Origin of the sequence: Candidatus Marimicrobium litorale, assembly GCF_026262645.1 — a bacterium.
GTDB classification, from domain to species: Bacteria; Pseudomonadota; Gammaproteobacteria; order Pseudomonadales; family Halieaceae; genus Marimicrobium; species Marimicrobium litorale.
The window spans coordinates 2,293,910-2,316,959 of the sequence record NZ_SHNO01000001.1; the positions used below are offsets into that span (position 1 = coordinate 2,293,910).

General features: G+C 57.0%; 22 protein-coding genes and 2 tRNA genes. 10 read left to right on the plus strand and 14 right to left on the minus strand.

The window, feature by feature from the left end; genetic code table 11:
* Positions 1-41: 41 nt before the first annotated feature.
* Positions 42-118: transfer RNA gene (locus tag EYC82_RS10260), tRNA-Met, on the minus strand.
* A gap of 268 nt (positions 119-386) precedes the next feature.
* Here EYC82_RS10260 and EYC82_RS10265 point away from each other — a divergent pair.
* Positions 387-590: a bacterioferritin-associated ferredoxin gene (locus EYC82_RS10265; protein ID WP_279249437.1), complete on the plus strand. Its 204-nt coding sequence runs from the start codon at positions 387-389 to the stop codon at positions 588-590.
* 208 nt (positions 591-798) lie between these two features.
* Positions 799-1,275, plus strand: coding sequence for a bacterioferritin (gene bfr / locus EYC82_RS10270; RefSeq protein ID WP_279249438.1), 477 nt, complete (start codon positions 799-801; stop codon positions 1,273-1,275).
* A gap of 685 nt (positions 1,276-1,960) precedes the next feature.
* On the opposite strand, the gene EYC82_RS10275 is transcribed toward bfr, so the two are convergent.
* The 8 genes from EYC82_RS10275 to rlmE form a co-directional block, all read right to left on the minus strand.
* A tRNA-Leu gene (locus EYC82_RS10275) sits at positions 1,961-2,046 on the minus strand.
* 18 nt (positions 2,047-2,064) lie between these two features.
* The gene (secG, locus tag EYC82_RS10280; RefSeq protein WP_279249439.1) at positions 2,065-2,448 is read right to left on the minus strand and encodes a preprotein translocase subunit SecG; all 384 of its coding nucleotides are present in this window, start codon (positions 2,446-2,448) and stop codon (positions 2,065-2,067) included.
* A gap of 39 nt (positions 2,449-2,487) precedes the next feature.
* Positions 2,488-3,234, minus strand: a complete 747-nt coding sequence (gene tpiA, locus EYC82_RS10285; RefSeq protein ID WP_279249440.1) for a triose-phosphate isomerase — start codon at positions 3,232-3,234, stop codon at positions 2,488-2,490.
* Between the two features lie 195 nt (positions 3,235-3,429).
* Positions 3,430-4,689 carry an SGNH/GDSL hydrolase family protein gene (locus tag EYC82_RS10290; protein WP_279249441.1) on the minus strand — a complete coding sequence of 420 codons (1,260 nt, stop codon included), beginning with the start codon at positions 4,687-4,689 and terminating at the stop codon, positions 3,430-3,432.
* A 277-nt stretch (positions 4,690-4,966) separates the two neighbouring features.
* Positions 4,967-6,316, minus strand: coding sequence for a phosphoglucosamine mutase (gene glmM / locus EYC82_RS10295; protein WP_279249442.1), 1,350 nt, complete (start codon positions 6,314-6,316; stop codon positions 4,967-4,969).
* Positions 6,309-7,118: a dihydropteroate synthase gene (gene folP, locus EYC82_RS10300; protein ID WP_279249443.1), complete on the minus strand. Its 810-nt coding sequence runs from the start codon at positions 7,116-7,118 to the stop codon at positions 6,309-6,311. The genes glmM and folP overlap by 8 nt, the downstream gene beginning before the upstream one ends.
* A gap of 92 nt (positions 7,119-7,210) precedes the next feature.
* A complete protein-coding gene (gene ftsH / locus EYC82_RS10305) occupies positions 7,211-9,139 on the minus strand; it encodes an ATP-dependent zinc metalloprotease FtsH (RefSeq protein WP_279250687.1) in 1,929 nt (642 codons plus the stop codon).
* 212 nt (positions 9,140-9,351) lie between these two features.
* Positions 9,352-9,984: a 23S rRNA (uridine(2552)-2'-O)-methyltransferase RlmE gene (rlmE, locus tag EYC82_RS10310; RefSeq protein WP_279249444.1), complete on the minus strand. Its 633-nt coding sequence runs from the start codon at positions 9,982-9,984 to the stop codon at positions 9,352-9,354.
* An 84-nt stretch (positions 9,985-10,068) separates the two neighbouring features.
* Between rlmE and EYC82_RS10315 the strand changes: the two genes are divergently transcribed.
* Both EYC82_RS10315 and EYC82_RS10320 read left to right on the plus strand, forming a co-directional pair.
* Positions 10,069-10,380, plus strand: a complete 312-nt coding sequence (locus EYC82_RS10315) for a YhbY family RNA-binding protein (protein WP_279249445.1) — start codon at positions 10,069-10,071, stop codon at positions 10,378-10,380.
* Between the two features lie 64 nt (positions 10,381-10,444).
* A complete protein-coding gene (locus EYC82_RS10320; RefSeq protein WP_279249446.1) occupies positions 10,445-10,789 on the plus strand; it encodes a hypothetical protein in 345 nt (114 codons plus the stop codon).
* Between the two features lie 22 nt (positions 10,790-10,811).
* Here the strand turns inward: EYC82_RS10320 and feoB are convergent, their stop codons facing one another.
* Both feoB and EYC82_RS10330 read right to left on the minus strand, forming a co-directional pair.
* Positions 10,812-12,650: a ferrous iron transporter B gene (gene feoB, locus EYC82_RS10325; protein ID WP_279249447.1), complete on the minus strand. Its 1,839-nt coding sequence runs from the start codon at positions 12,648-12,650 to the stop codon at positions 10,812-10,814.
* Positions 12,643-12,879 (minus strand): FeoA family protein, encoded by a 237-nt coding sequence (locus EYC82_RS10330; RefSeq protein ID WP_279249448.1) that lies wholly within the window; start codon positions 12,877-12,879, stop codon positions 12,643-12,645. Before EYC82_RS10330 ends, feoB begins: the two co-directional genes overlap by 8 nt.
* 253 nt (positions 12,880-13,132) lie before the next feature.
* Here EYC82_RS10330 and EYC82_RS10335 point away from each other — a divergent pair, with 253 nt between their 5' ends.
* Positions 13,133-13,600: a hypothetical protein gene (locus tag EYC82_RS10335; RefSeq protein ID WP_279249449.1), complete on the plus strand. Its 468-nt coding sequence runs from the start codon at positions 13,133-13,135 to the stop codon at positions 13,598-13,600.
* A gap of 56 nt (positions 13,601-13,656) precedes the next feature.
* The gene (locus EYC82_RS10340) at positions 13,657-13,791 is read left to right on the plus strand and encodes a hypothetical protein (RefSeq protein WP_279249450.1); all 135 of its coding nucleotides are present in this window, start codon (positions 13,657-13,659) and stop codon (positions 13,789-13,791) included.
* 18 nt (positions 13,792-13,809) lie between these two features.
* Here EYC82_RS10340 and greA read toward each other — a convergent pair whose 3' ends face one another.
* From greA to carA, 3 genes are read right to left on the minus strand one after another with little or no spacing between them, the layout of a single operon-like run.
* Positions 13,810-14,286 carry a transcription elongation factor GreA gene (greA, locus tag EYC82_RS10345; protein ID WP_279249451.1) on the minus strand — a complete coding sequence of 159 codons (477 nt, stop codon included), beginning with the start codon at positions 14,284-14,286 and terminating at the stop codon, positions 13,810-13,812.
* Complete coding sequence (carB, locus tag EYC82_RS10350; protein ID WP_279249452.1) at positions 14,283-17,504, minus strand: carbamoyl-phosphate synthase large subunit; 3,222 nt, start codon at positions 17,502-17,504, stop codon at positions 14,283-14,285. Before carB ends, greA begins: the two co-directional genes overlap by 4 nt.
* Positions 17,505-17,510: 6 nt before the next feature.
* On the minus strand, positions 17,511-18,653 hold the full coding sequence (gene carA / locus EYC82_RS10355; RefSeq protein WP_279249453.1) for a glutamine-hydrolyzing carbamoyl-phosphate synthase small subunit: 1,143 nt from the start codon (positions 18,651-18,653) through the stop codon (positions 17,511-17,513).
* Positions 18,654-19,014: 361 nt separating this feature from the next.
* On the opposite strand from carA, the gene EYC82_RS10360 reads away from it, so the two are divergent.
* Genes EYC82_RS10360 through EYC82_RS10375 form a run of 4 tightly spaced genes read left to right on the plus strand, consistent with a single transcriptional unit; the run spans position 19,015 to position 22,889 of the window.
* Positions 19,015-19,842: an SDR family NAD(P)-dependent oxidoreductase gene (locus EYC82_RS10360; RefSeq protein ID WP_279249454.1), complete on the plus strand. Its 828-nt coding sequence runs from the start codon at positions 19,015-19,017 to the stop codon at positions 19,840-19,842.
* Entirely contained in the window at positions 19,839-20,492 is a 654-nt protein-coding gene (locus EYC82_RS10365; protein ID WP_279249455.1) for a TetR/AcrR family transcriptional regulator, read from the plus strand. Before EYC82_RS10360 ends, EYC82_RS10365 begins: the two co-directional genes overlap by 4 nt.
* A 24-nt stretch (positions 20,493-20,516) precedes the next feature.
* On the plus strand, positions 20,517-21,626 hold the full coding sequence (locus EYC82_RS10370; protein WP_279249456.1) for an acyl-CoA dehydrogenase family protein: 1,110 nt from the start codon (positions 20,517-20,519) through the stop codon (positions 21,624-21,626).
* A 60-nt stretch (positions 21,627-21,686) separates the two neighbouring features.
* Complete coding sequence (locus tag EYC82_RS10375; protein WP_279249457.1) at positions 21,687-22,889, plus strand: acyl-CoA dehydrogenase family protein; 1,203 nt, start codon at positions 21,687-21,689, stop codon at positions 22,887-22,889.
* The last annotated feature ends 161 nt before the right edge of the window (positions 22,890-23,050 follow it).

Sequence of the window (23,050 nt, forward strand, 5' to 3'; positions counted from 1 at the left end):
TCAACTTAGCATTGCCAGGCCATAACGCTGACAATACCGATTGGTAGCGGGGGCCGGATTTGAACCGACGACCTTCGGGTTATGAGCCCGACGAGCTACCAGGCTGCTCCACCCCGCATCAAACTTCCTCGACCGCAACGAGCCCCTTGGCAAGTCACTTGTGAGCCCGTCTGGTTGTCGGGCCCCGTTTTCGAGGCTGTGCATTATAGGGAGGGGGTACCTACCGGTCAACCGCAAGACGAGGAAAAGCTGGCCTATCCACCCACAATCGCGTCATTTAACGGGTGCTCCCGCGAACCTGATGCGTTGTTGTCATAATCTTATTGACAATCATTCTCATTACGATTAATGTTGCGACTCTCTAACGGTATTACGGATTTCGACAAATGTACGTTTGTCTCTGCAAAGGTATCACCGACACCCAGATTCGCGAGGCAGTCCAGCAGGGTGCACACTCCCTCAAGGATGTGCGCAACACATTGGGGGTGGCCAGCCAGTGCGGCAAATGTGGCGTGCTCACGCGGGAGATACTGCGCGAAACCGTGCTGGATAACAGCAACGAGCAGGAGCTGTTCTACGCCCTCACCTAGCCTGTTCGCTTGCCACTGCAAGCATCTCGCAACGACCTGATACAGCGAGGCTGACCCTCCCCCCCACACACGGCATTCGCAGGGCGACACAAGTGCGAATCGCTCTGATTTTCATTCTCATTAGTTCATATAAATCAATAGCTTATGATTGACGAAGCGCTGCGCTCGTCGCATACTTCGCATCTTTTCAGGCCGATGGAGTAGCATCATGAAGGGCGACGCAACAGTCATTGAACATCTCAACAAGATCCTGGGCAACGAGCTTGTTGCGATCAACCAGTATTTCCTGCACTCGCGCATGTACAAAGACTGGGGCCTGAAGGAGCTGGCCGAACACGAGTACGAAGAATCTATCGACGAAATGAAGCACGCGGACAAGCTCACCGAGCGCATTTTATTTCTCGAAGGTTTGCCCAATCTGCAGGATTTAGGGAAGCTGCTTATCGGGGAAAATACCGCAGAAATGCTCAAGTGCGACCTGCAACTGGAAATGATAGCAATCCCCGACCTCAGGGAGGCCATCGCCTACTGTGAGTCCGTAAAGGATTACGTGTCACGGGAATTGCTGGAAGACATCCTGGAGTCTGAGGAAGAGCATGTAGACTGGATTGAAACCCAGCTGGGCCTCATCGAAAAAGTCGGCCTGCAAAATTACCTGCAGAGCGCGATGGACGACGCAACCTGAAGAACTCCGCTGCGCAGCCATGCCTGTCAAACAGCTATTCGGCGCAATGTGGCGGAAAATGCCCAGTGTCTCCAGCACACCTCATGCTCAGCAATCGCTAAGGATGAGGTGTTTGCAAACGTGCGACCTCAATTACAGCTCCACCAAAACACCTGCAAATGAGGTCTGTTTTACGGGATCGCGCAGCATAACCCACAGGCACTCCGCAGTGAATGCAGGTGTTTTTTTGCAGATATCTCTCTCTTGCACAGCTGGGACACTGCCTAGTTGATAACACTTTTTCTTTCGGCGGTCGTTCCATCAGCATTAGGGCCGCAGCCCCTGCCGATCAGAGTGCAGCGGCAAAAAGACCGGGAAAAGAAAGCCACCACTTGGGGAAGTGGTGCAGAGATACGATCGGCTGCAACGACAGCGACCTGCTCGAGCAGCACCAATGACGAAAACAAATTGACCGACTGTCTACCCGTTCCCGGGGAGCAACCGGGTCAGTCCTTTGCGGATTCTGGGAAGAGGGGGTAACAGACCTGTCGAGCGGTCAGCGCCTTGTGATCGATCATCGTGTGATTTCCACACCGCCCGCAGACTTTCCGGATCGCAAGCAGCAAAGCGTTAAGCAGGGCCCGAGCGTCAACACTAGATAAATCAAGCGCTCGGGTTGAGCGCCAGCGTTTGTCAAACAGTTAAATGGTGCCGAAGGCGGGACTTGAACCCGCACGAGCAAAGCTCACTACCCCCTCAAGATAGCGTGTCTACCAATTCCACCACTTCGGCAATAAACCACTTTTCCAGTTAATCGAGTTTCGGCAGGTCATCTCCGCCGGCATCACTGGCGGCCGGGACGACCGTATCCACTTGCGGCAACTCATCGTCAACCGCTGGCGCGACATCCTGTAAAACGGCCGCTTCCGGGATAGCGAGATCGAGGTCATCGACCACCGATGACTTCTGGTTAACAATCAGCGCCAACCCAAAGCTGGTAGCAAAAAACAGGGCAACCAGCCACGCCGTCGCGCGAGTGAGCACATTACCGCCACCGTCTGCGCCGAACAGGGTTTGCGATGCGCCCGCACCAAACGAGGCGCCGACGTCGGCCCCCTTGCCCTGCTGCAGCATGATCAGGCCGATAATGCCCAAAGACAAGACCAGGTGCGTTATCAATACAATCTGTTCCATAATTCCAGTGCCCTCCGCGGGACGGACCATACTTTGTTGTCAGATGCTAGCGGCACCGACAATTGACAAAAATTCACTCGCGACCAGCGACGCTCCCCCTACCAGCGCCCCGTCGATATCCTCTTCGGCGAAGAGCTCCCGGGCATTATCCGCCTTGACGCTGCCGCCGTAGAGCACGCGTGCTGTCGCCGCGTCTACACCTGCGATTCCTTCCAGCACCAACTTTATATGAGCGTGCATAGCCTGTGCCTGCTGTGGCGATGCCGTCAATCCAGTGCCAATAGCCCATACCGGTTCATAGGCGACAACCAGGCTGTCAATACCGGCCTGAGCCTTCAAAGCGCCTAGCAGTTGCGCGGCGACCACACTTTCCGCATCGCCCGATTCACGCTGTTCCCGGGTCTCGCCGACACAAACAATAGGCGACAATCCCGCCTCTATAGCAGCTGCCAGCTTCGCCGCCACCAGCGCATCGGACTCACCGTGATACTGACGGCGCTCGGAATGTCCCAGAATAACCCAACGACACCCCATATCGAACAACATAACCGGCGATACTTCACCCGTATAAGCACCCGTCGCCCTGTGACTACAGTCCTGAGCACCGACAGCAATGGGAGAGGACGCAACCACTTTCACTGCCTGCCCGAGGTGCACATAGGCAGGACAAACGGCAACGTCCACCCCGGATGTCTGCACGGCCAGAGCCAGTTCTCCCAGCAACGCGGCCACAGTAGCCTCGGAGCCGTTCATCTTCCAGTTACCGACAACCAGAAGCTGGCTCATAAGAACTCCTCTAGAAATGGTGATGCGCACCAAAAAAAGCGGCGGCAATGGTAACCAAGTTAACCTCTGCTGACAAGATGGGCGTTTGCCCGATGAGGCATCTCAGCCCAGAACCCGCTCTGCCTCTGCAGCCAGCTCCGCACAAAGCCTATCTACTGCCGCAGCCCACAACGCGCTAGCGCTTGCTGCAACGGCTCAGTCACCCGGCGCAGGGGCCGCGTCCAGCTCGGCGTATCGGTCGGCAATTCTTTTCAGTTCGCCATCGTTTCGGTTTACAGGCTCCGCTTGTGCAGCCGGCATCCACCCGAGGTCAAAGGCGGAGTAATACGTGTACAGCAACTGATCAACGCGGCTGGCGGGCAGCGCGTCAAGTTCGGCCTGTTCGGCGATGTCCCGGTAAAGGGTCGCCGCTGCGAGCCGATTGGCCGCCTCTGCCCAGTGCCGATCGTTCTCGAAATGCCAGTCTTTGTAGTCGTAACCCGGAGTCGTGGCGGCGAAGCGTGCGTAGAGGTCGATGACGGGAATATTGTCCGGGATGAACTCTTTCACCAGGCTGCCATTACCCGTGGGCAGTAATACAACATAAAAGCGGGCGCCGTTTACCGCCGCAAGTGTCTGCCACTTTTCGAGCAGTGCCTGAAAGACGGCCAGGCTCCGGGTGACGTCCGGGTTGTCTGTGCCCTCGCGAATACTACTGCCGACCGATTTTGCGCGATCTGACCGCATGCGTTTTCGCACGTGCTTGTCGGCATGTTTTTCCTGCAGAATACGTGCATCCAACCCTTCCCAATCATTCTTGCGCGGGCGCACCCTGTTATAACCGTCCTGCAGCAGGTAGGTCAGGTGCAGGCGAGAAATCAACTTGATCCACCAGGGCGTCGCCAGCGCGGGATTACGTTGCAGTTCCCCGCCCTGGTTCAGGTAGAACAGATCATTTTCGTAGATGTTCCGGATATCGTTGATACAGAAAACGTAAAAGACCTGGTCGAGCGTCGCACTGAGGTCGGCATGTTTATACGCGAGGAACGACTGGTCCGTCCCGTATCCGCTCTGACCAAAGTTCAGCACGTTGAAATCCCGGCCTGACCGGTTCAACAGGTAGTCCAATGGCTCAGTAAAGGAGTAAGGGCCCGGCAAACCCATGTTCTCCATATAGGAGTCACCGAAGAAGCCCACGTTGGTGGCGTCTTTCAGATCGTGCAGCCCGAAGTCCCGGTGTTGACGCATACCATGATTGTTATAGATCACCAGATGCGGGGCCCGGGTGTCGGGATGGTGCACGGTGCGCCGGGCATTGGGCGGACGCGTCGTGATCCGCAAGCTATCTGCCTGGAAGCGGGCGTCGGCCGCGTATTCGTACTTTGGGTAAAGGGTCCGCAGCAGAACCTCGGCAATAGCAAACGTCACCAGGATGGATACCAGAACCGTAAGCGTGTTCAGTATCCAACTTTTCACTGCAGCGAACCCCATCGTCTGAGTATAAGACAAGTAAACTGTCCATCGATAGTAGATTGCCGCACTGATAAAGTTGACTGAGCTGGCGACATTCGCGAGTTGCGCATTTATTGGCCTGCAAACTTGTTCGCGGCGGTGCTCGTAACGAGCATGTTAGTCCATACCTGAGCGAGCACACGCAACGGTATTAAAAAATTGACTGTCACCTTCAGCGGACTTTTCCCTTAACGCCACTGAGGATCGCCCGACCGAAGGGGCCTTTGGCCCGCGAGGTAAATCAGCCCAGGATTCGCTCTACCTCTGCCGCAAGCTCGGCACACAGCTCATCCACGGCACCGGCATCCCTGCCCTCCACCATGACCCGAACCTTTGGCTCCGTGCCGGAGGGGCGCAACAAGACGCGACCCTCCCCCTTCAAGCGCTGCTCGACCGATGACGCCGCCTCACTGATACCGGGGTAATCTGCCAATTGCACCTTTCCTTTGACACCCACGTTAATCATGGTCTGGGGGCACATCGAAATACCAGTCCGCAGCACTGCCATGTCCCCCCCCGCCGCCTGCAGGGCCATAAGAACCTGCAGGGAGGCGATGATACCATCCCCCGTAGTGGTGACGTTGGAGCAGATAATATGGCCTGAAGACTCACCGCCGAGGTGCCAGCCATTGGCCTCCATCAATGCTTTCACATAGCGGTCGCCCACCTGGGCCCGCACAAAATCCAGCCCCGCGTCGCGCAGTGCCAGCTCCAGCCCTAGGTTGGACATCTGCGTACCGACGATACCTGCATCGCTGGTGCCGTGGCTCAACTGGTGCATAGCGATGATGTAAACCAGCTCATCCCCGTCGACAATGTCGCCATCGCGGTCTGTCATCAGGACTCGATCACCATCGCCGTCGTAGGCAATGCCAATATCGGCCCCGCTATCCTTGACCATCGAGGAGAGGGCAGACATATCCGTTGAACCGACACCTTCATTGATATTAAAGCCATCCGGCTGTACACCCATGGTAATGACATCGGCACCCAGTTCGCCGAGGACCGCGGGGGCAATGTGATAAGTCGCCCCGTGCGCGCAATCCACCACGACCTTCAAGCCTCGCAGACTGAAATCCTCGGGGACAGTCGATTTACAGAACTCGATATAGCGTCCCGCAGCGTCGTCGATACGCAACACCTTGCCGATTTCGCGCGACGACACAGTGGACAACTCCAGCTCCAGCTCCGCCTCTATTGCGTGCTCCATTTCATCGGACAACTTGGCCCCGTCGGGCCCAAAAAATTTGATTCCGTTGTCATAAAACGGATTATGCGAAGCACTGATGACGATGCCCGCCTCGGCATTCTGCTTTGGGGTCATGTGAGCAATGGCGGGGGTGGGCATGGGGCCCATCAGCTTGACGTCTACACCGGCCGACACCAGCCCCGCCTCGAGAGCAGACTCAAGCATATAACCTGAAATCCGCGTGTCCTTGCCAATCATGACCAGGGCGCGACCGCCCTGCCCCAAACTGCGCGAAAATACGCGGCCACTGGCCCACCCCAACTTGAGCATAAACTCGGGCGTAATCGGAAATTCACCTACCTTCCCGCGGATGCCGTCTGTCCCAAAGTACCGTTTAGTCACTGTTTTTATTCTCCACTTTTCGCAAGGCCGTCACCATGGCCAACGCGTCCACTGTGGCCGCGACGTCATGCGCACGCACCACGCCAGCGCCACGCTCCACCGCCAACAAGGCAAGCGCCAGACTTGCGGGCAAACGCTGCCCGACTTCACGCCCCAATAGTTTGCCAATCATCGATTTGCGCGACAATCCTACCAGCAGGGGAAATCCCAGCGCGCCAAGACGCGGCAACTCGCGCAGCAGAATAAGATTGTGTGCAACGGTTTTGCCGAAGCCAAATCCAGGGTCCAGCAAGAGGCGCTGAGGCGCTATACCGGCGGCAGTGCAGGCATCGACGCGGGCGCCCAGATAGTCACTGACTTCGCTAACGACATCCTCATAGTGCGGCGCCGCCTGCATGGAACCCGGTTCGCCCTGCATATGCATCAGGCAGACCGGCAATCCTGAATCGGCGGCGGCGGCCAACGCACCCTCTCGGGTCAGGGCGCGCACATCATTGATTAAACCGGCACCGAGTCGGGCTGCCTCAGACATCAAGGCGGGCGTACTGGTATCCACCGATACGACCACATCCAACTCCGCATTGATTCTCTCGATCAGAGGTAACACGCGGTCCATTTCCTCGGCAACCGAGACAGGGGCTGCGCCCGGTCGAGTGGATTCACCACCAATATCAAGCACGCGAGCACCCTCAGAGACCATGTCTCGGGCGCGGGCCAGCGCCTGATGTATATCCAGACGGGCATCGCGGAAAAGCGCTCCTCCATCGGAGAAGGAGTCGGGGGTCGTGTTGATCACACCCATGACGACGGGTCGATCGAGGGATAAGGTGCGCCCGGCGCATTCAAGCGCCGGGCCTATTAAGGCATCAGGGAAAGGCACTCGGCCCTGAAATATCAGTGTTCGCCCGCGGGACCGCCAATCGGACTGCCGGAAGAATCCTGCTGGCCCGAGTCATCACCGGCCTCTTGTGGATCCGGCATGGCATCGCCACCAGAGCCACCCCAATCCTTAGGCTCGCGCGGTTCACGGCCAGCCATGATGTCGTCGATCTGCTCGGAATCAATCGTTTCGTACGTCATCAGGGCATCGGCCATCTTGTGCAGTTTCTCGACGTTTTCTTCCAGCAAACGCACCGCAATGGCATAACACTCATCTATTATACTGCGCACTTCCTCGTCGATCTGCTTGGCGGTCTCGCCGGACACCGACAGATGCTGCTGCCCCGCGCTGCGCCCAAGGAACACCTCTTCGGTCGCCTCGTCATACATCAATGGGCCCATCTTCTCGGACAGGCCCCACTTCGTGACCATATTGCGGGCAATTTCTGTCGCGCGCTGGATGTCGTTAGACGCACCTGTGGTTACGCCCTCCTTGCCCAGCGTCATCTCCTCGGCGATACGTCCGCCGAACAGGCTGCAAATTTGGCTTACGATATGCCGGCGACTGTGGCTGTAACGATCCTCTTCCGGCAAAAACATGGTCACACCCAGCGCCCTGCCACGGGGAATAATGCTCACCTTGTAAACAGGATCGTGCTCCGGCACCAATCGACCGACAATCGCATGCCCTGCCTCGTGATAAGCCGTGTTTCTCTTCTCGTGTTCTGACATAACCATGGAGCGACGTTCGGCGCCCATCATTATTTTGTCTTTGGCCAGTTCAAACTGGTTCATGCCTACCGTACGCACATTGGCACGGGCCGCAAATAAAGCCGCCTCGTTAACCAGATTGGCAAGGTCCGCGCCAGAGAACCCGGGGGTGCCGCGCGCGATGCGCGACGGTGCCACATCTTCCGCCAATGGAACCTTGCGCATGTGCACTTTCAGGATTTGCTCGCGACCACGGATATCGGGCAGAGGCACCACCACCTGGCGGTCAAAGCGACCGGGACGCAGCAGCGCGGGATCCAGCACATCCGGGCGGTTGGTAGCGGCGATGACAATGACGCCGTCGTTTACTTCAAAGCCATCCATTTCGACCAACAGCTGGTTGAGTGTTTGCTCACGTTCATCGTGTCCGCCCCCAAGACCTGCACCGCGGTGGCGCCCTACGGCGTCGATCTCGTCGATAAATATAATACAGGGAGCCTGTTTTTTAGCCTGGTCGAACATGTCGCGCACTCTGGACGCGCCGACACCGACAAACATCTCGACAAAATCGGAGCCTGATATAGAAAAGAAAGGTACCTTGGCTTCCCCGGCAATAGCTTTCGCCAACAACGTCTTACCCGTACCGGGCTGCCCTACCATCAACACGCCCCGGGGAATGCGTCCGCCCAGTTTCTGAAACCTGCTGGGATCACGCAAGAATTCAACCAGCTCTTGCACGTCCTCCTTGGCTTCATCGACACCCGCCACATCCGCAAACGTAGTGACAATCTGATCCTCACCCAGCAACTTGGCCTTGCTCTTGCCAAAACTCATGGGGCCGCCACGGCCGCCACCACCGCCCTGCATCTGCCGCATAAAGAACATAAAGACAGCAATAATAATCAGGATAGGAAAGCTCGCGACCAGCAGCTGTGTCCAAACGCTTTGTTGCTCAGGCTTACGACCCTCAACCTCGACGTTATGCTCGAGCAGGTCATCAATCAACTTCGGATCTTCCACCATGGGACGAATCGTTTCGAACCGCGTACCGTCATAGCGTTCGCCGGTGATGGTCAGCCCATCTACCACCACCTTCTTCACCTGATCGGTCTGGATCTCGGAGATCAATTCGGAGTATCCAACCTGCTCAGTGGTTCCCTGCATGTTGAAGTTGTTAAAAACGGACAACAAAACGGCGGCAATCACCAACCAGAGCAACAAATTCTTAACCATAGTGTTCAATGTCTTCACCTCTTGGCGGTCTGCCGCCGAACTCTTTTCCCGAAGATAGACAAGACTATACGCACGGAAAACTGTTTTGGGATCTGCCGAGGGCGCTCATCAGATCCAAAGGATATGAAATAGCTGAAGTATTCGCTCGCCCGGGCGGGTAAATCGCGTCAATAGCCGTTAATTTACTACACTTGGGGCAATGTCTCCACGTTTCAACCACCTCCCCCACGAAAATCGCGGGCAACGAGGTAGACCTCGCGAGAACGGGATCGGGACGCGGCGGGTTTGCGCGTCAACACTTTGCCAAAGGCCTGCCTCGTATCACGAACAAAGGCGTCAAAGCCCTCCCCGTGAAAGATTTTGGCCACGAATGACCCCCCTGGCACCAAGACCCGTTGCGCAAGGTCCAGCGCCAGCTCAACCAGATACATGGCCCTGGGCAAGTCCACCGCTGACAGGCCGCTCATATTAGGTGCCATATCGGACAACACGACATCCGCGCGGCCCCCGTTAAGAGCGGCAAGTATCTGGTCAAATACCGCTTGTTCAGAAAAATCCCCCTGCAAGAATGTAACACCCGCAAGGCTATCCATTGGCAAAATGTCAGAGGCGATCACGTCGCCTCGCTCGCCTAGCACCTCGGTCGCCACCTGAGACCAGCCGCCGGGCGCGCTGCCCAGATCCAGTACCGTCATACCGGGCGCCATTAACCGGTCTTTCTCCTGCAGCTCCAGCAGCTTGTAACAGGCCCTGGAGCGATAGCCCTCCCGCTGCGCTCGCTGCACGTAGGGGTCGTCACGGTGCTCTTTTAGCCAGGATTTACTGGACGATCGTTTCTTGGCCATGGAGTGCGGTTTCGCCTGCGGGATCACTTGTGTATGATGCACGCCCTTTTGGGCGTCTGGCCCTTATTGTACCTTGGAAGCGCCATGAGTAAGAATGCAAAGCATACCATCAGGCAACTCCGCGCTATCGGCCACAAACTGAAGCCCGTCGTCATGATTTCAGGCAATGGCCTCAGCGAGGGGGTTGCCGCGGAGCTCGAACGGGCCCTTGACCAGCATGAACTCATTAAAGTGAAACTGGCAATGGGCGACCGCGCGGCGAAAGCCGAGATGACCTCCGAAGTCTGCAGTACCACCGGTGCACAGTTGGTGCAAAGTATTGGCAACGTGATCCTACTGCTACGTCCCGCAAAAAAACCTGACCCGAAACTGTCTAACCTGATTCGCGCCGTGTAGCACCGCTTCCGCACCGCGCCCGCCTCGACTATAATACAAAAGAACAAAACAGGGGCTGCACGGCATGGGGGATCTGCTCGAATTTCCCACACCCAGCGCGCAGGGCATGGCGTTTCTCGAGGCCCGACTGCGCGAGATCCTGTCCGCCAAGGGCGCCGATGAAGAACTGATCGCCTTCGCCACCCACCAGCTTACTTCTATCTACCATCGAATCAGTGAAACGGAGCAATACCGGTTTGCGGTGCGCCTGCCTGAGAGGCTTGCTGCCGATGACCGCGAGGCACTGCGCCAGGAAATCAGTACCGGTCTGGAAGCCGTCAGGAAAGACAATCATGCATTGATGCTCGAACTCGTCGCAGAACTAGTCCTCGCCCAGGTTCACCTTTTCCAGTGCCAGCGCTCCGACTAAACCGCGTCTACCCGCCGCGACGTCAGGTAAACAAACCTGCCACCTGGTAGACCAGAATGGACGCGACGTAAGCCAGCACGAAATAACCCACCAGCATTTTTACGGTAAGCGAGCGAGACTCACTTTCCTTGGCCAGAATGGCCGCGGTGGAAACACATTGCAGCGCAATAGCGAAAAAGACCAGCAGCGCGAGGCCTGAGCCAATAGCTAAATCACTGGCCTGAATGTGCTGCACCAGCGGCACCATATTTTCATCCGCGCCTTCAATGCCGAAAATAGTGCCCAACGTGCCAACAAAAACTTCCCGGGCCAGGAATGAAGTAAAGATGGCAACACCGTAACGCCAATCAAGGCCAATGGGCTCGAACACAGGCTCTATCCAGTGGCCCAGTGTTCCCAGCCAGGACTCACCGAGATTGGCACCGTAGTTAGGAAAGTAACCCAACACCCAGATCACCAGCGTGACCGCGAAAATAATTTTCCCCGCCTTGGTGATAAAATGCTTAGCCCGGTTCCAGGAATTTCGCACAATGGGCACAATTCCTGGAACCCGATAGGGCGGCAGCTCCAATACAAAGGGCAGGTCCGTATAGTGATCCTCACTCATGCGCGAAACGATACCCGTAACCAACAGCCCGACCAGCATGCCGAAGAAATAAATACAGAACATCGCGAGCCCCTGCCAGCCCACCAGCCCGCCAAGCGCGGTGCCCGCAGGAATAAAAGCGGCGATAAGCAGCGTATACACGGGAAGTCGCGCCGAACAGGGCATCAAGGGAATCGCCATATAGGTCAACAGGCGCTTGCGCGGCGAATCAATGGCGCGGGCCGCGTAAATCGCAGGGATAGCGCATGCCACGCCGGACAGCATAGGAATAAAGCTTTTACCCGTAAGACCGAACACCCGCAGTGGCTTGTGACAGATAAGGGCTGCGCGGGCCATGTAACCCGAATCCTCCAGCAGACCAATGATAAAGGTCAGTACAAAAATCTGTGGCACAAAGACGAGGAATGCGCCAATACCTCCGAACAAGGCATCGGAGGTAAAGTCGGCGAGCATCTGGTTACCGATCATGGGCACAACGAATGCCGCCAAAGCGCTGAGCAGCGATTCCACCGCATCCATGGCCGGTGCGGACCAGGTAAAAATACTCTGGAACAATACGTACATAATAAAAAAGAAGGACACTCCCCCGGTCAGGGAATGCAGGAAAAAACTGTCCAGGCGCGTCTGTGACTTGAGCAGGATGTCGCCCTTTGGGCTGAACCGGCGCGCTAACTGGTGAGCCTCACCGCGCAGTAGCTCATCGGGCGTGCCGGCGAATTTGGCACTGGCCGGAATGACACCCGGCATCTGCAGTTGCTCGACCAGAGCCACAACACCTTTGCCGGAGCGTGCGGATACGGCCAACACCGGCACCCCCAGCGCGCCGGATAGGCCAGCCGTATCGAACGGCAGGTCGTGACGATCCAGTACATCGATCATATTCGCCAATACCATGACCCGCTTGCCGCTCCGCTGGCAATCGCGGATCACTTGCAACGTGAAGTAGAGGCTTTTTTCCAACCGGGTGGCATCGATAACGCACAGTACCTGCTCCACATCCGGATCATCCAGCGCCCGCTCAAATTGCTCGACCGCCACCTGCTCTTCCGCAGAAATGGCCTGCAGCGAATAGGTGCCAGGGAAATCCACCAGTTGCCGATCCGGCAGGGCCTGCATCGCACCCATGCCCACGTCGACCGTGATGCCGGGAAAGTTTGCCACTTTGTGCGACATCCCGGTAAGCCGATTGAATAGCAAGCTTTTACCGGAGTTGGGGCTGCCGATCAGCAGAATTTTACGCCTGCCGTCAGGCACCCGACTTCACCCGCACATGGCTGGCCACCTCGTCGTCTAAAGAAAAGACGGTATTACTCACCCGATAGACTTTGGGTGCCCCGAAAGAAGGGGCCTGCAGGCAAATGACCGTTTCCCCGGGATGGAAACCGAACTCCATCAGGCGCACTTTGTAAGGCTCCGCCAATACGCCATCGTATTCCAGAATTTCGCAGGCCTCACCGGCCTTCATCGTCCAAAGGGAATCCATCGCTTCTTTACCATCTGCCTGCTGCTGTCTGCGCCGAGCGTGCACCACTGCCCGGGCGGGCAGGACGTGCAGCGAGATGGGGCAGTATGTTAGTAATAATAATTCTCATTTACAACGGATTCATGCTCTAAATGTGCCATATAGCGAAGTAAACCGAATATTCGGGCAGCCAAACATTAACTTCGTTAAAACCTTTGCAAATGCGAATGATTATCATTATTATTAAATAACTCCCACCCAACAGGACCATCGCATGAAAAAACTTCAATTCCTGTGCAGCACCCACCGGCAATGGCTGGCCAGCAACCCGAGGGCCGCTGTCAACGCATGGCGTGACGCGTACTACAGGGGCATTGATCTCGCCGAGGACGAAGACTACGTCGAGGCGACAAGACATGCCGGCGCGGCCTTCGAGACTGCCGAGCTTGTCCTTTCACACCCGTGGCGAGGCCCGGTGCGCATCACACACTTTACCGATACCGTCACCCTGCTGGTGCGGTTACTTCACCAGCTGAAAGAACCGTGCCTCGCGGCCGATGTGCTGGGCTCTGCGATTAGCCGGCTGGAACGACTGCTGACCAGCAGCGAAACAGACCGTCAAGCCGCACTGGCGGGTTGCTCCCGCATGCAACTGGCAGCCGATGAGATGACAACACTGGGGCGCCCGCTCCCCGCGACAGGCTATCTGCTCGCTGAGGGCGCATTGCAAATCCTGCATTGACCGTGCGCAGAACAGAAAAAAAAGCTCGTACCGAAAGCATCCAGCTGGAACTGCCAATGGATGTTCTCTGTCGACTGCTGCGAGAGCGTAATATCGTGGCCAGTGATTTTCGCTGCCTCAATGAACGCTCGAGTCAGGCGGGGTGGGCGGCCGTCAAAGCCAGCCTGCTGAGGGAGTCGTCCGGCTCATAGCACAAACATTACATATGACTAAATATGGCGTACCTGGTCAATCTCATAATCGATCTCACCACCCGGCGCCCGCACGGTCACCTCATCACCCTCCTCCTTGCCGATCAATGCGCGGGCGATAGGGGATACCACCGAGATCAGGTTGTGCTTCACGTCCGCTTCATCTTCGCCGACGATGCGATAGGTCACCTTGTCATCCGTTTTGAGGTTGATGAGATCTATCGTTGTGCCAAAAATGACCCTGCCGGTGCTGGGAATTGTCGTCACGTCGATGACCTGGGCATTCCCCAACTTGCCTTCGATTTCCATGACGCGGCCTTCATTAAAGCTCTGTTGCTCGCGGGCCGCGTGATACTCGGCATTTTCCTTCAGGTCTCCGTGCTCCCGGGCCTCTGCAATGGCCTGCACTATCTGCGGCCGCTCTACTTTCTTGAGACGCTCCAGCTCTTTCCGCAGCGCTGCTTCGCCGGCCTTTGTCATGGGGTAAGTGCTCATGAATCGATTCTCCCGTGAAGCTCCTGCAGGCGACTCACCGTTTTACCGCCCTTGAATTTCATCGCCATGCACAGTGCCTGAGCGGCCGTGAGAGTTGTGGTGTAAAACACCCTGTGCGTCTCTGCGCTGGCGCGAATAGAGGCAGAGTCCTCAATCGCACGCCGCCCTTCTGTCGTATTTATAATAAAGTCTGCCTCGTCGTTCTTGATCATGTCGACGATATGCGGGCGGCCTTCGGTCACCTTGTTGACTCGACGAACCGCCACACCCGCACTCTCTATCACCTGCGCCGTACCACCGGTGGCAACGATTGAGAATCCAAGTTCAGACAGGTCACGGGCGACCTCAATAATTCCCGGCTTGTCCACATCGCGCACACTGATGAGTGCCGTGCCCCCTGCAGGCGTGGCGCTACCTGCGGCCAACTGGGCTTTCGCAAAGGCCTCGGGGAAGGTCTCCCCTGTGCCCATGACCTCGCCGGTGGACTTCATCTCCGGCCCCAATATCGGATCCACGCCGGGGAACTTGTTAAAGGGTAAAACCGCTTCCTTGACGCTAAAGTAGGGCGGCACAATCTCACTGGTGAACCCCTGGTCGACCAGCGACTGCCCCGCCATGCAGCGGGCGGCCACCTTGGCAAGCGAAGTGCCGATACACTTGGACACAAAAGGTACCGTCCGCGAAGCCCGGGGATTGACCTCGATCACGTAGATTTCTCCGTCCTGATAGGCGAGCTGCACGTTCATCAGGCCCTTGACCTCGAGCTCTAGCGCCATGCGCCGGATCTGCTCACGCATCGCATCCTGCACAACGTCATCAAGACTGTAGGGGGGCAGTGAACAGGCAGAGTCGCCCGAGTGCACACCCGCCTGTTCAATGTGTTGCATAAGAGCGCCGATGACCACGTTCTCGCCATCGCTGACGGCATCAATATCCACCTCAATCGCAGCACTGAGGAAGCTATCGAGCAACACTGGGGCATCGTCAGACGCCTGCACCGCATCGCGCATATAACGCAGCAGGTCTTCCTCACGATAGACAATTTCCATTGCGCGGCCACCCAGCACATAGGAGGGACGAACAACCAGCGGAAAGCCAATAGTCTGGGCTGCTTGCAGCGCCTCCTCGGTACTGCGTACCGTGGTATTCACGGGCTGTTTGAGACCCAGTTTCTGAATCATTTTCTGAAAGCGTTCCCGGTCTTCCGCGCGGTCAATCGCATCCGGAGTGGTACCGATAATCGGCACACCTTGCGCCTCCAGTTCACGAGCCAGCTTGAGGGGCGTCTGACCACCGAACTGCACAATCACGCCCTTGGGCTTTTCCAGCTCAACAATTTCCAACACGTCTTCCAACGTCACCGGTTCGAAATACAGACGATCAGAGGTGTCATAGTCGGTAGATACCGTCTCGGGATTACAGTTGACCATGATGGTCTCGTAACCGTCATCACGCATCGCCAGCACAGCATGCACACAGCAGTAATCGAATTCGATGCCCTGCCCGATCCGATTCGGCCCGCCACCGAGCACCAGTATCTTGTCTCGCTCCGACGGCGCCGCTTCGCACTCCTCCTCATAGGTGGAATACATATAAGCCGTCGCAGTGGCGAACTCCGCCGCGCACGTATCAACGCGCTTGTAGACCGGGCGAACCCCCAGGCCACAGCGACGACTCCGCACATCGTGCTCACTGACAGCGAGCAGCACGGCGAGCCTTGCATCAGAAAAGCCCTTGCGCTTCAGTCGCAACATATGATCGCGGTCAATCTCATCCAGGGCGACTTTTTTCAGGCTGTCCTCGGTGACAATCAGATCCTCGATCTGCACAAGGAACCAGGGGTCTACACCGGACAGCTGGTAGACCTCATGCACACTCATGCCGGCGCGAAAAGCATCACCGATATACCAGATGCGCTCAGGCTTGGGATTAGTCAATTCGGCTACCAGTTCGTCGCGTAGCTCCGGATCATCCACATCAATCTGGTGCTCGAAGCCGGCCGAGCCCACCTCTAAACCGCGCAGGGCTTTTTGCACTGACTCCTGAAAAGTTCGACCAATCGCCATGACCTCGCCCACGGATTTCATTTGCGTGGTGAGGTGTGCATCCGCTCCAGCAAATTTTTCAAAGGCAAACCGGGGAATTTTCGTGACCACATAATCTATGGAGGGCTCAAAGGACGCTGGCGTGGCGCCGCCGGTAATATCGTTTTGCAGTTCATCAAGGGTGTAACCGATCGCCAATTTCGCCGCTACCTTGGCGATAGGAAACCCGGTGGCCTTGGACGCAAGCGCAGAGGAACGCGACACCCGCGGGTTCATCTCGATGATCACCATACGTCCGGTTTCGGGATCCTGCCCGAACTGCACATTGGAACCGCCGGTCTCTACCCCTATCTCACGCAGCACCGCCAAGGATGCATTGCGCATGATTTGATATTCCTTGTCTGTGAGCGTCTGTGCCGGCGCCACCGTGATGGAATCACCAGTGTGCACACCCATCGCATCAAAGTTCTCGATAGTACATACGATAATACAGTTGTCATTTTTGTCCCTGACAACCTCCATTTCAAACTCTTTCCAGCCGATCAGAGACTCATCGATCAGCAACTCGTTGGTGGGTGACAAGTCGAGCCCACGCCGACAGATTTCTTCAAATTCGCTGCGATTGTATGCAATACCACCACCGGAGCCACCCATGGTAAAGGACGGCCGGATAATGCATGGGAACCCGATAGAATCGAGCACCTGGAAGGCTTCTTCGAGGCTGTGGGCGGTGGAGGCGCGGGGCGTTTCCAGGCCGATACGCTTCATGGCCTGGTCAAACAGCTGACGGTCTTCCGCTTTGTCGATAGCCTCTTTGGTGGCACCGATCATCTCGACACCAAATGTCTCAAGAACGCCCTCCCGGGCAAGGTCCAGTGCGCAGTTAAGGGCAGTCTGCCCACCCATGGTGGGCAGCAGGGCATCGGGTTTTTCTTCCTCAATTATGCGCGCTACGGTTTGCCACTCTATCGGTTCTATGTAGGTGGCGTCGGCCATAGACGGGTCAGTCATGATGGTAGCCGGATTGGAGTTCACCAGGATAACCCGGTAGCCCTCCTCGCGCAGAGCCTTGCAGGCCTGGGCGCCGGAGTAGTCGAACTCGCAGGCCTGCCCAATAACAATGGGGCCTGCGCCCAGAATAAGAATACTTTTAAGATCGGTACGTTTAGGCATGGCGGCTTACTTTTTCCCGGCCCGCGCGGCCATCAGTTCAATGAAATGCTCAAACAACGGTGCGGCGTCGTGTGGGCCAGGGCTGGCCTCCGGATGACCCTGAAAGCTAAAAGCGTCCCGGTCGGTGCGATGAATCCCCTGCAGGCTGCCGTCGAAAAGCGACGTGTGTGTCGTGCGCAGCGTGTCCGGCAGACTGTCCTCGTCGACAGCGAAGCCATGATTCTGGCTGGTAATAAGTACTGTCCCGTCATCCTGATTCTGTACCGGGTGATTGGCGCCGTGGTGCCCGAATTTCATTTTCAACGTGGACGCACCGCTGGCCAGTGCGAGGAGCTGGTGGCCAAGGCAGATGCCGAATACTGGCACGTCTGTTTCCAGGATCGCCTTTATTGCCTCAATGGCGTAAGTGCAGGGCTCGGGGTCGCCGGGGCCATTAGACAGAAAAATTCCATCGGGCTTTAGCGCCAGCACCTCCTCCGCCGGCGTCTGGGCTGTCACCACAGTCAGGCGGCAACCCCGATCTACCAGCATACGCAGGATATTGCGCTTGACCCCGTAATCGTAGGCCACCACATGATAGGGTAAGTCGGCCTCGGCCCGCACGGGGTGGCCCTCACCCCGTATCCAGCTGCCTTCGCGCCAGGCGTAGGTGTCAGCGGTAGTCACCTCACTGGCGAGATCCATTCCTTTGAGGCCGCTAAACGCTCTGGCCTGAGCCAGTGCGTGTGTTTCATCCGCGGTTTCACCTGCCATCAGGCAACCGTTCTGAGCGCCTTTTTCACGTAGAATCCGGGTCAGGCGACGCGTGTCGATATCGGCAATTGCAACGATATTTCGTTCACACAGGTAGTCGGACAGATTCTGCTCATTGCGGAAATTGCTGGCCAGCAGGGGCAAATCCCGGATAACCAGGCCAGCGGCCCAGACCCCAGTGGACTCCTCATCCTCGGCGTTAGTGCCGGTGTTACCGATATGAGGATAGGTCAGAGTCACGATCTGACGCGCATAGGAGGGATCCGTGAGGATTTCCTGATACCCGCTCATGGCAGTGTTGAAAACAACTTCCCCCACCGAGGCGCCATTTGCGCCGATCGCCACGCCTTTGAAAACACTACCATCTTCAAGGGCAAGTATGGCCGGTATGGACAAGCGAACCTCCATCGTTCAGTGACATGGCGCCAGCCGGGCGTAAGCCTTAGCCGAGCGCTCGCAAAAAGGCGAGATGGGAAGCCTCATCTCGCCTTTTCACTCGAGTCATCTGTGGTTAAACACAGGGGTACACTGGCGCAGGCTGTGTCCACCCGCGCAAGTGCAATCTGGCGGTGCATTGTAGGGGAAGGGCTATTGTCTGTCCAGACTGAAAGGCTGGCGCGACCCCTGTTACAGGGTGATCAGCCTCGGACAAAGCTCGAGCGCAAGACGCGGCGGAACCGGCCCGAATAAAGCAGTTGCTTTAGCGGCAGATAAGCCTATTATTGGCGCTCTTCAGTCAAGGGACAGGAGACCCATCATGCATTACCTGAATGGCAAGATCGCCGTTGTCACCGGGGCAGGTTCCGGTATCGGGCGGGAACTCGCCCTGCAATTGAACCGGGCGGGATGCAGACTGCACATCAGTGACATCAGTGCCGACGGTCTGGCTGAGACCGTGGACTTACTGCCCCGGCACGATGTCCCCGCCGAGAGCCGTATTCTGGATGTAGCCGACAAAGCCGCGGTGCACGCCTGGGCCGAGCGCATTGGCGCAATCGATGGTCACGTCGATGTTGTCATCAATAACGCCGGCGTTGCCCTCATGTCCAAGGTGGAAGACATGCGATACGACGATATCGAGTGGCTTATGGGTATCAATTTTTGGGGAGTAGTTTACGGCACGCAGGCCTTCCTGCCGCTGTTGCGGCTGGCCTCACAGGGGCACCTGGTCAACATATCCTCAGTATTCGGTCTGATCGGCGTGCCCACACAGTCTGCCTACAATGCGGCCAAGTTCGCCGTCAGAGGCTACACCGAGGCCCTGCGCCAGGAGATGGCAGGGAGCAATGTACACGTCTGCTGCGTACATCCCGGCGGAATCAAGACCAACATCGCTCGAGCTGCCCGCAGCAGTGATACGAAAACCAGCGCTGACGAACGCGCCGAGGCCTTTGAGAAAGCAGCGGGCACGCCGGCCGGTGATGCGGCCAAACAGATTATCAACGCCATAGAACAACGACGGCCGCGCCTGCTCATCGGCAAAGACGCCCTGCTAATCTCTTTCGTAACACGCCTCTTTCCGGTCAGGTACCCCCGTCTGATAGAGCTCCTCGTCAAAGCAAGCTCAGCACTCAATCGATCATGATGGCCGCCAGCCACATTCTGGATAAGAGCAGCGATACGCGCCAGCGCCTCTTGCTGACAGCACTGCACCTATACGCAAAAGAGGGACTGCACGCCGTCTCTTTGCGACGCATCAGTACGGAGGCTGGCTCGAGGAACTCCGCTGCCATGCACTACCATTTCGACAACAAACTGGGCGTCATACAGGCGCTGCTCGACATGGTATCCCGGGAACTGGCGCGCACCGCTGCTGCGCTGCGGGCTGAGCGGGGCGTCCCGCGCACGCTGCGCAGCAGCAGTCGCCACATACTGCGCCCACTTGCAGAACTACCCGGCCGCCAGCCCTGGGGGGCAGACGGTGCACGTTTTTTGTCCAGGCTGGTCAGCGATGGCGATGAGGAGATCGCCGATATGGTCAACGACATTACTACGCCCTTCCTGGAACGGCTGGACAAAGCGCTGTCCGAGCAGCTCCCGGAACTGCCCGCAAAAGTGAGACGACTGCGCCTGATGTTCGTAATAACCAATGTGGTGCATGGCGTCGCCGATGTGGCGTGGTTACCGCGCACGCCGCTCGGTGACCTCAGCGATTTTGACGAAGACACCCTGCTGGATCACCTGGTGGACTACCTGATCGGTGGCCTACAGGCGCCCAGCCCAATTCACGACTAAACATTATCAAGCAGAGAGGACACCATGACAGAAGCTGCACAAGACCAGATGTTTGACCTGACCCTGACGGATGAACAGCGTATGAATCGCGAAACCATGCAGCGCTTCGCCGCAGCAGAAATTCGCGATCTCAGCCGACTCGTCGATAACCGCGAAAGCGACGCCGAGCCCTTCTACCCCAAGACAGCAGAGCTGGGACTGACTCTCCTTCAAATTCCGGAGGCACTGGGCGGTGCGGGCATGAGCCGCTCACCGGTCTCAAATGCCCTCATCCTTGAAGACTTGGCTCATGGAGACCTCTCTCTGGCTCTGGGCGCGATCAGTCCGCTGGGCTTCGTCAATACCGTGCTGGACCAGGGCAGCGATGCCCAGCGAGAAAAATACCTACCCCTGTTTTGCAAGGGCGATTTTAAAGCCGCCACCACCGCCTTGCTGGAGCCGCGCGCAACCTTCGAGCCCACTGAGCCCGCCACAACGGCGGTGCAAAGTGGTGCGAGCTACGCCCTCAGCGGCACCAAGTCTATGGTGCCATTGGGTATGAGCGCAGAACTCATTCTGGTGATCGCCAAACGCGAAGATCAGACCCCAGCCGCGTTCATCATCGAGGGCAATCCAGAGGGACTGACTCGCACGGCAGAGGAAAACATGGGGCTACTCGGAGCACAGCTGGCGACGCTGACGCTGGACTCAGTGCAAGTCCCTGCCGAAGCCATGCTCACTGATTTCGACCTGCAACGCTTTATCGACCTGTCTCGCCTGGGCATCTGCGCCCTGGCGGTCGGCGCCTGCCAGGGCGTTCTGGACTATGCGATCCCCTACTGTAATGAGCGCGTGGCCTTTGGCGAGCCCATTACCAACCGTCAGTCCGTTGCCTTTATGATTGCTGACATGGCTATCGAAATTGAAGGTATGCGCTTGATGGCATGGCGCGCAGCGTCGCGTGCGGAGCGAGGCGAGGCCTTCCATGAAGACGCGTATCTGGCAAAGATTTTTTGCGCCAAACACGCGATGAAAATCGGCACAGACGGGGTGCAATTGCTGGGAGGCCACGGTTTTACCAAGGAGCACCCCGTGGAAATGTGGTACCGCAACCTGCGCGCTATCGACACTCTGGAAGGCGTAGCCAGCCTATAGGATAAATGAGACCGGGTTGAGAACTTCTCACTCAGACACGATCACACAGGAACCAAAACAATGATTAATCTGGAACTTTCAAACAAGCACGAAGAAACCTTTGCTCAGGTCATGATGCTGGCGGAACACATGATGCGCCCCTACTCGCGTAAGTACGACAAAGAGGAGCACACCTACCCCGTAGAAATGGAAGAGGTAAACAAACTCATTGCCGGAAACCGGGCCTCCGCCACAGGCAAAAGCAAGAAACCCGCAGCGGACGGCACGGTGGTGAACGGCGGCAATATGGGCTCGGTTGTCGGACTGTTTGGCTTGTGTTGGGGTGACGTGGGTTTGTTCCTTGGCATGCCCGGGAGCGGTCTGGGCAACGCGGCCATCACAGCAGTGGGCACGCCAGCGCAGGTAGAAAAGTACGGAGGCAGCTATGCTGCCATGTGCATTACCGAGCCGAGCACCGGCTCCGACTCAGCCAATATCAGCACCACAGCGGTGCTCGATGGCGAGGAGTGGGTTTTAAATGGCGAAAAGATTTATGTCACCGATGGTGATCGAGCCGATACGCTCGTCGTGTGGGCTACCCTGGACAAATCACTGGGCAAAGCCGCCATCAAATCCTTTATCGTTGAGAAAGGTACGCCAGGCTGCGAGGTAACCCGACTGGAGCACAAAATGGGTATTCGTGCCTCAGATACTGCTGCCATAAGCTTCAGTGACTGCCGTATCCCAAAGGATAATATCCTCGGCAGTGCAGAAGTCGCCACCGACGCGGAGGGCCGTAAAAAAGCCTTCGGCGGCGTGATGCAAACCTTCGACAACACCCGCCCGCCGGTCGCCGCTATGGCAGTAGGTGTGGCCCGTGCCGCACTGGACATGGCGCAGGCTCTGTTGAAGGAAGAGGGAGTTGAACTGCTTTACGACAAGAAGCCTATCAGCCTGAATGCGATTCAAGCCGAGTTAAGCGAGCTGGAAGCAGAGTGGCAGGCAGGTCGCCTGTTGGTGCTCAAAGCCGCCTGGATGGCAGACAACAAGATGCCCAATTCCAAAGAAGCCTCAATGTGTAAAGCCAAGGCCGCACGTGTGGGCAACCACATTACTCTGCGCTGTGTGGCACTCTGTCAGAGCCTGGGGTATAGCGAGCAGCACTTGCTGGAGAAATTTGCCCGGGACTCCAAAATTATCGATATTTTTGAGGGGACCCAGCAAATTCAGCAGCTTATTGTTGCGCGGCGCGTACTGGAGAAATCATCGTCAGAACTCAAGTAATACGGCACGAGCCCGATGCCTACAAGCGCTTGTCGGAGGATGAACATCAACCGACACGCGTTTGTCTGGCAGCGCAACACAGAAGAATGAATAAAGCACCGTTTCGACCTGTGACAAAAAATGTGCGCGGCACTGGTTGACCCCCCTTCCTGCTGACAAGG

Coding starts and splice junctions, on each gene's coding strand:
- EYC82_RS10330 (WP_279249448.1), bottom strand. CDS start 12,879: ATGGATTCCCTTTGGACGATGAAGGCCGGTGAGGCCTGCGAAATTCTG.
- secG (WP_279249439.1), bottom strand. CDS start 2,448: ATGGAACAGATTGTATTGATAACGCACCTGGTCTTGTCTTTGGGCATT.
- greA (WP_279249451.1), bottom strand. CDS start 14,286: ATGAGCACTTACCCCATGACAAAGGCCGGCGAAGCAGCGCTGCGGAAA.
- EYC82_RS10320 (WP_279249446.1), top strand. CDS start 10,445: ATGGGGGATCTGCTCGAATTTCCCACACCCAGCGCGCAGGGCATGGCG.
- EYC82_RS10370 (WP_279249456.1), top strand. CDS start 20,517: ATGACAGAAGCTGCACAAGACCAGATGTTTGACCTGACCCTGACGGAT.
- EYC82_RS10360 (WP_279249454.1), top strand. CDS start 19,015: ATGCATTACCTGAATGGCAAGATCGCCGTTGTCACCGGGGCAGGTTCC.
- EYC82_RS10315 (WP_279249445.1), top strand. CDS start 10,069: ATGAGTAAGAATGCAAAGCATACCATCAGGCAACTCCGCGCTATCGGC.
- rlmE (WP_279249444.1), bottom strand. CDS start 9,984: ATGGCCAAGAAACGATCGTCCAGTAAATCCTGGCTAAAAGAGCACCGT.
- carB (WP_279249452.1), bottom strand. CDS start 17,504: ATGCCTAAACGTACCGATCTTAAAAGTATTCTTATTCTGGGCGCAGGC.
- EYC82_RS10335 (WP_279249449.1), top strand. CDS start 13,133: ATGAAAAAACTTCAATTCCTGTGCAGCACCCACCGGCAATGGCTGGCC.
- EYC82_RS10375 (WP_279249457.1), top strand. CDS start 21,687: ATGATTAATCTGGAACTTTCAAACAAGCACGAAGAAACCTTTGCTCAG.
- folP (WP_279249443.1), bottom strand. CDS start 7,118: ATGGGTGTGATCAACACGACCCCCGACTCCTTCTCCGATGGAGGAGCG.
- EYC82_RS10265 (WP_279249437.1), top strand. CDS start 387: ATGTACGTTTGTCTCTGCAAAGGTATCACCGACACCCAGATTCGCGAG.
- EYC82_RS10365 (WP_279249455.1), top strand. CDS start 19,839: ATGATGGCCGCCAGCCACATTCTGGATAAGAGCAGCGATACGCGCCAG.
- EYC82_RS10340 (WP_279249450.1), top strand. CDS start 13,657: ATGGATGTTCTCTGTCGACTGCTGCGAGAGCGTAATATCGTGGCCAGT.
- tpiA (WP_279249440.1), bottom strand. CDS start 3,234: ATGAGCCAGCTTCTGGTTGTCGGTAACTGGAAGATGAACGGCTCCGAG.
- bfr (WP_279249438.1), top strand. CDS start 799: ATGAAGGGCGACGCAACAGTCATTGAACATCTCAACAAGATCCTGGGC.
- ftsH (WP_279250687.1), bottom strand. CDS start 9,139: ATGGTTAAGAATTTGTTGCTCTGGTTGGTGATTGCCGCCGTTTTGTTG.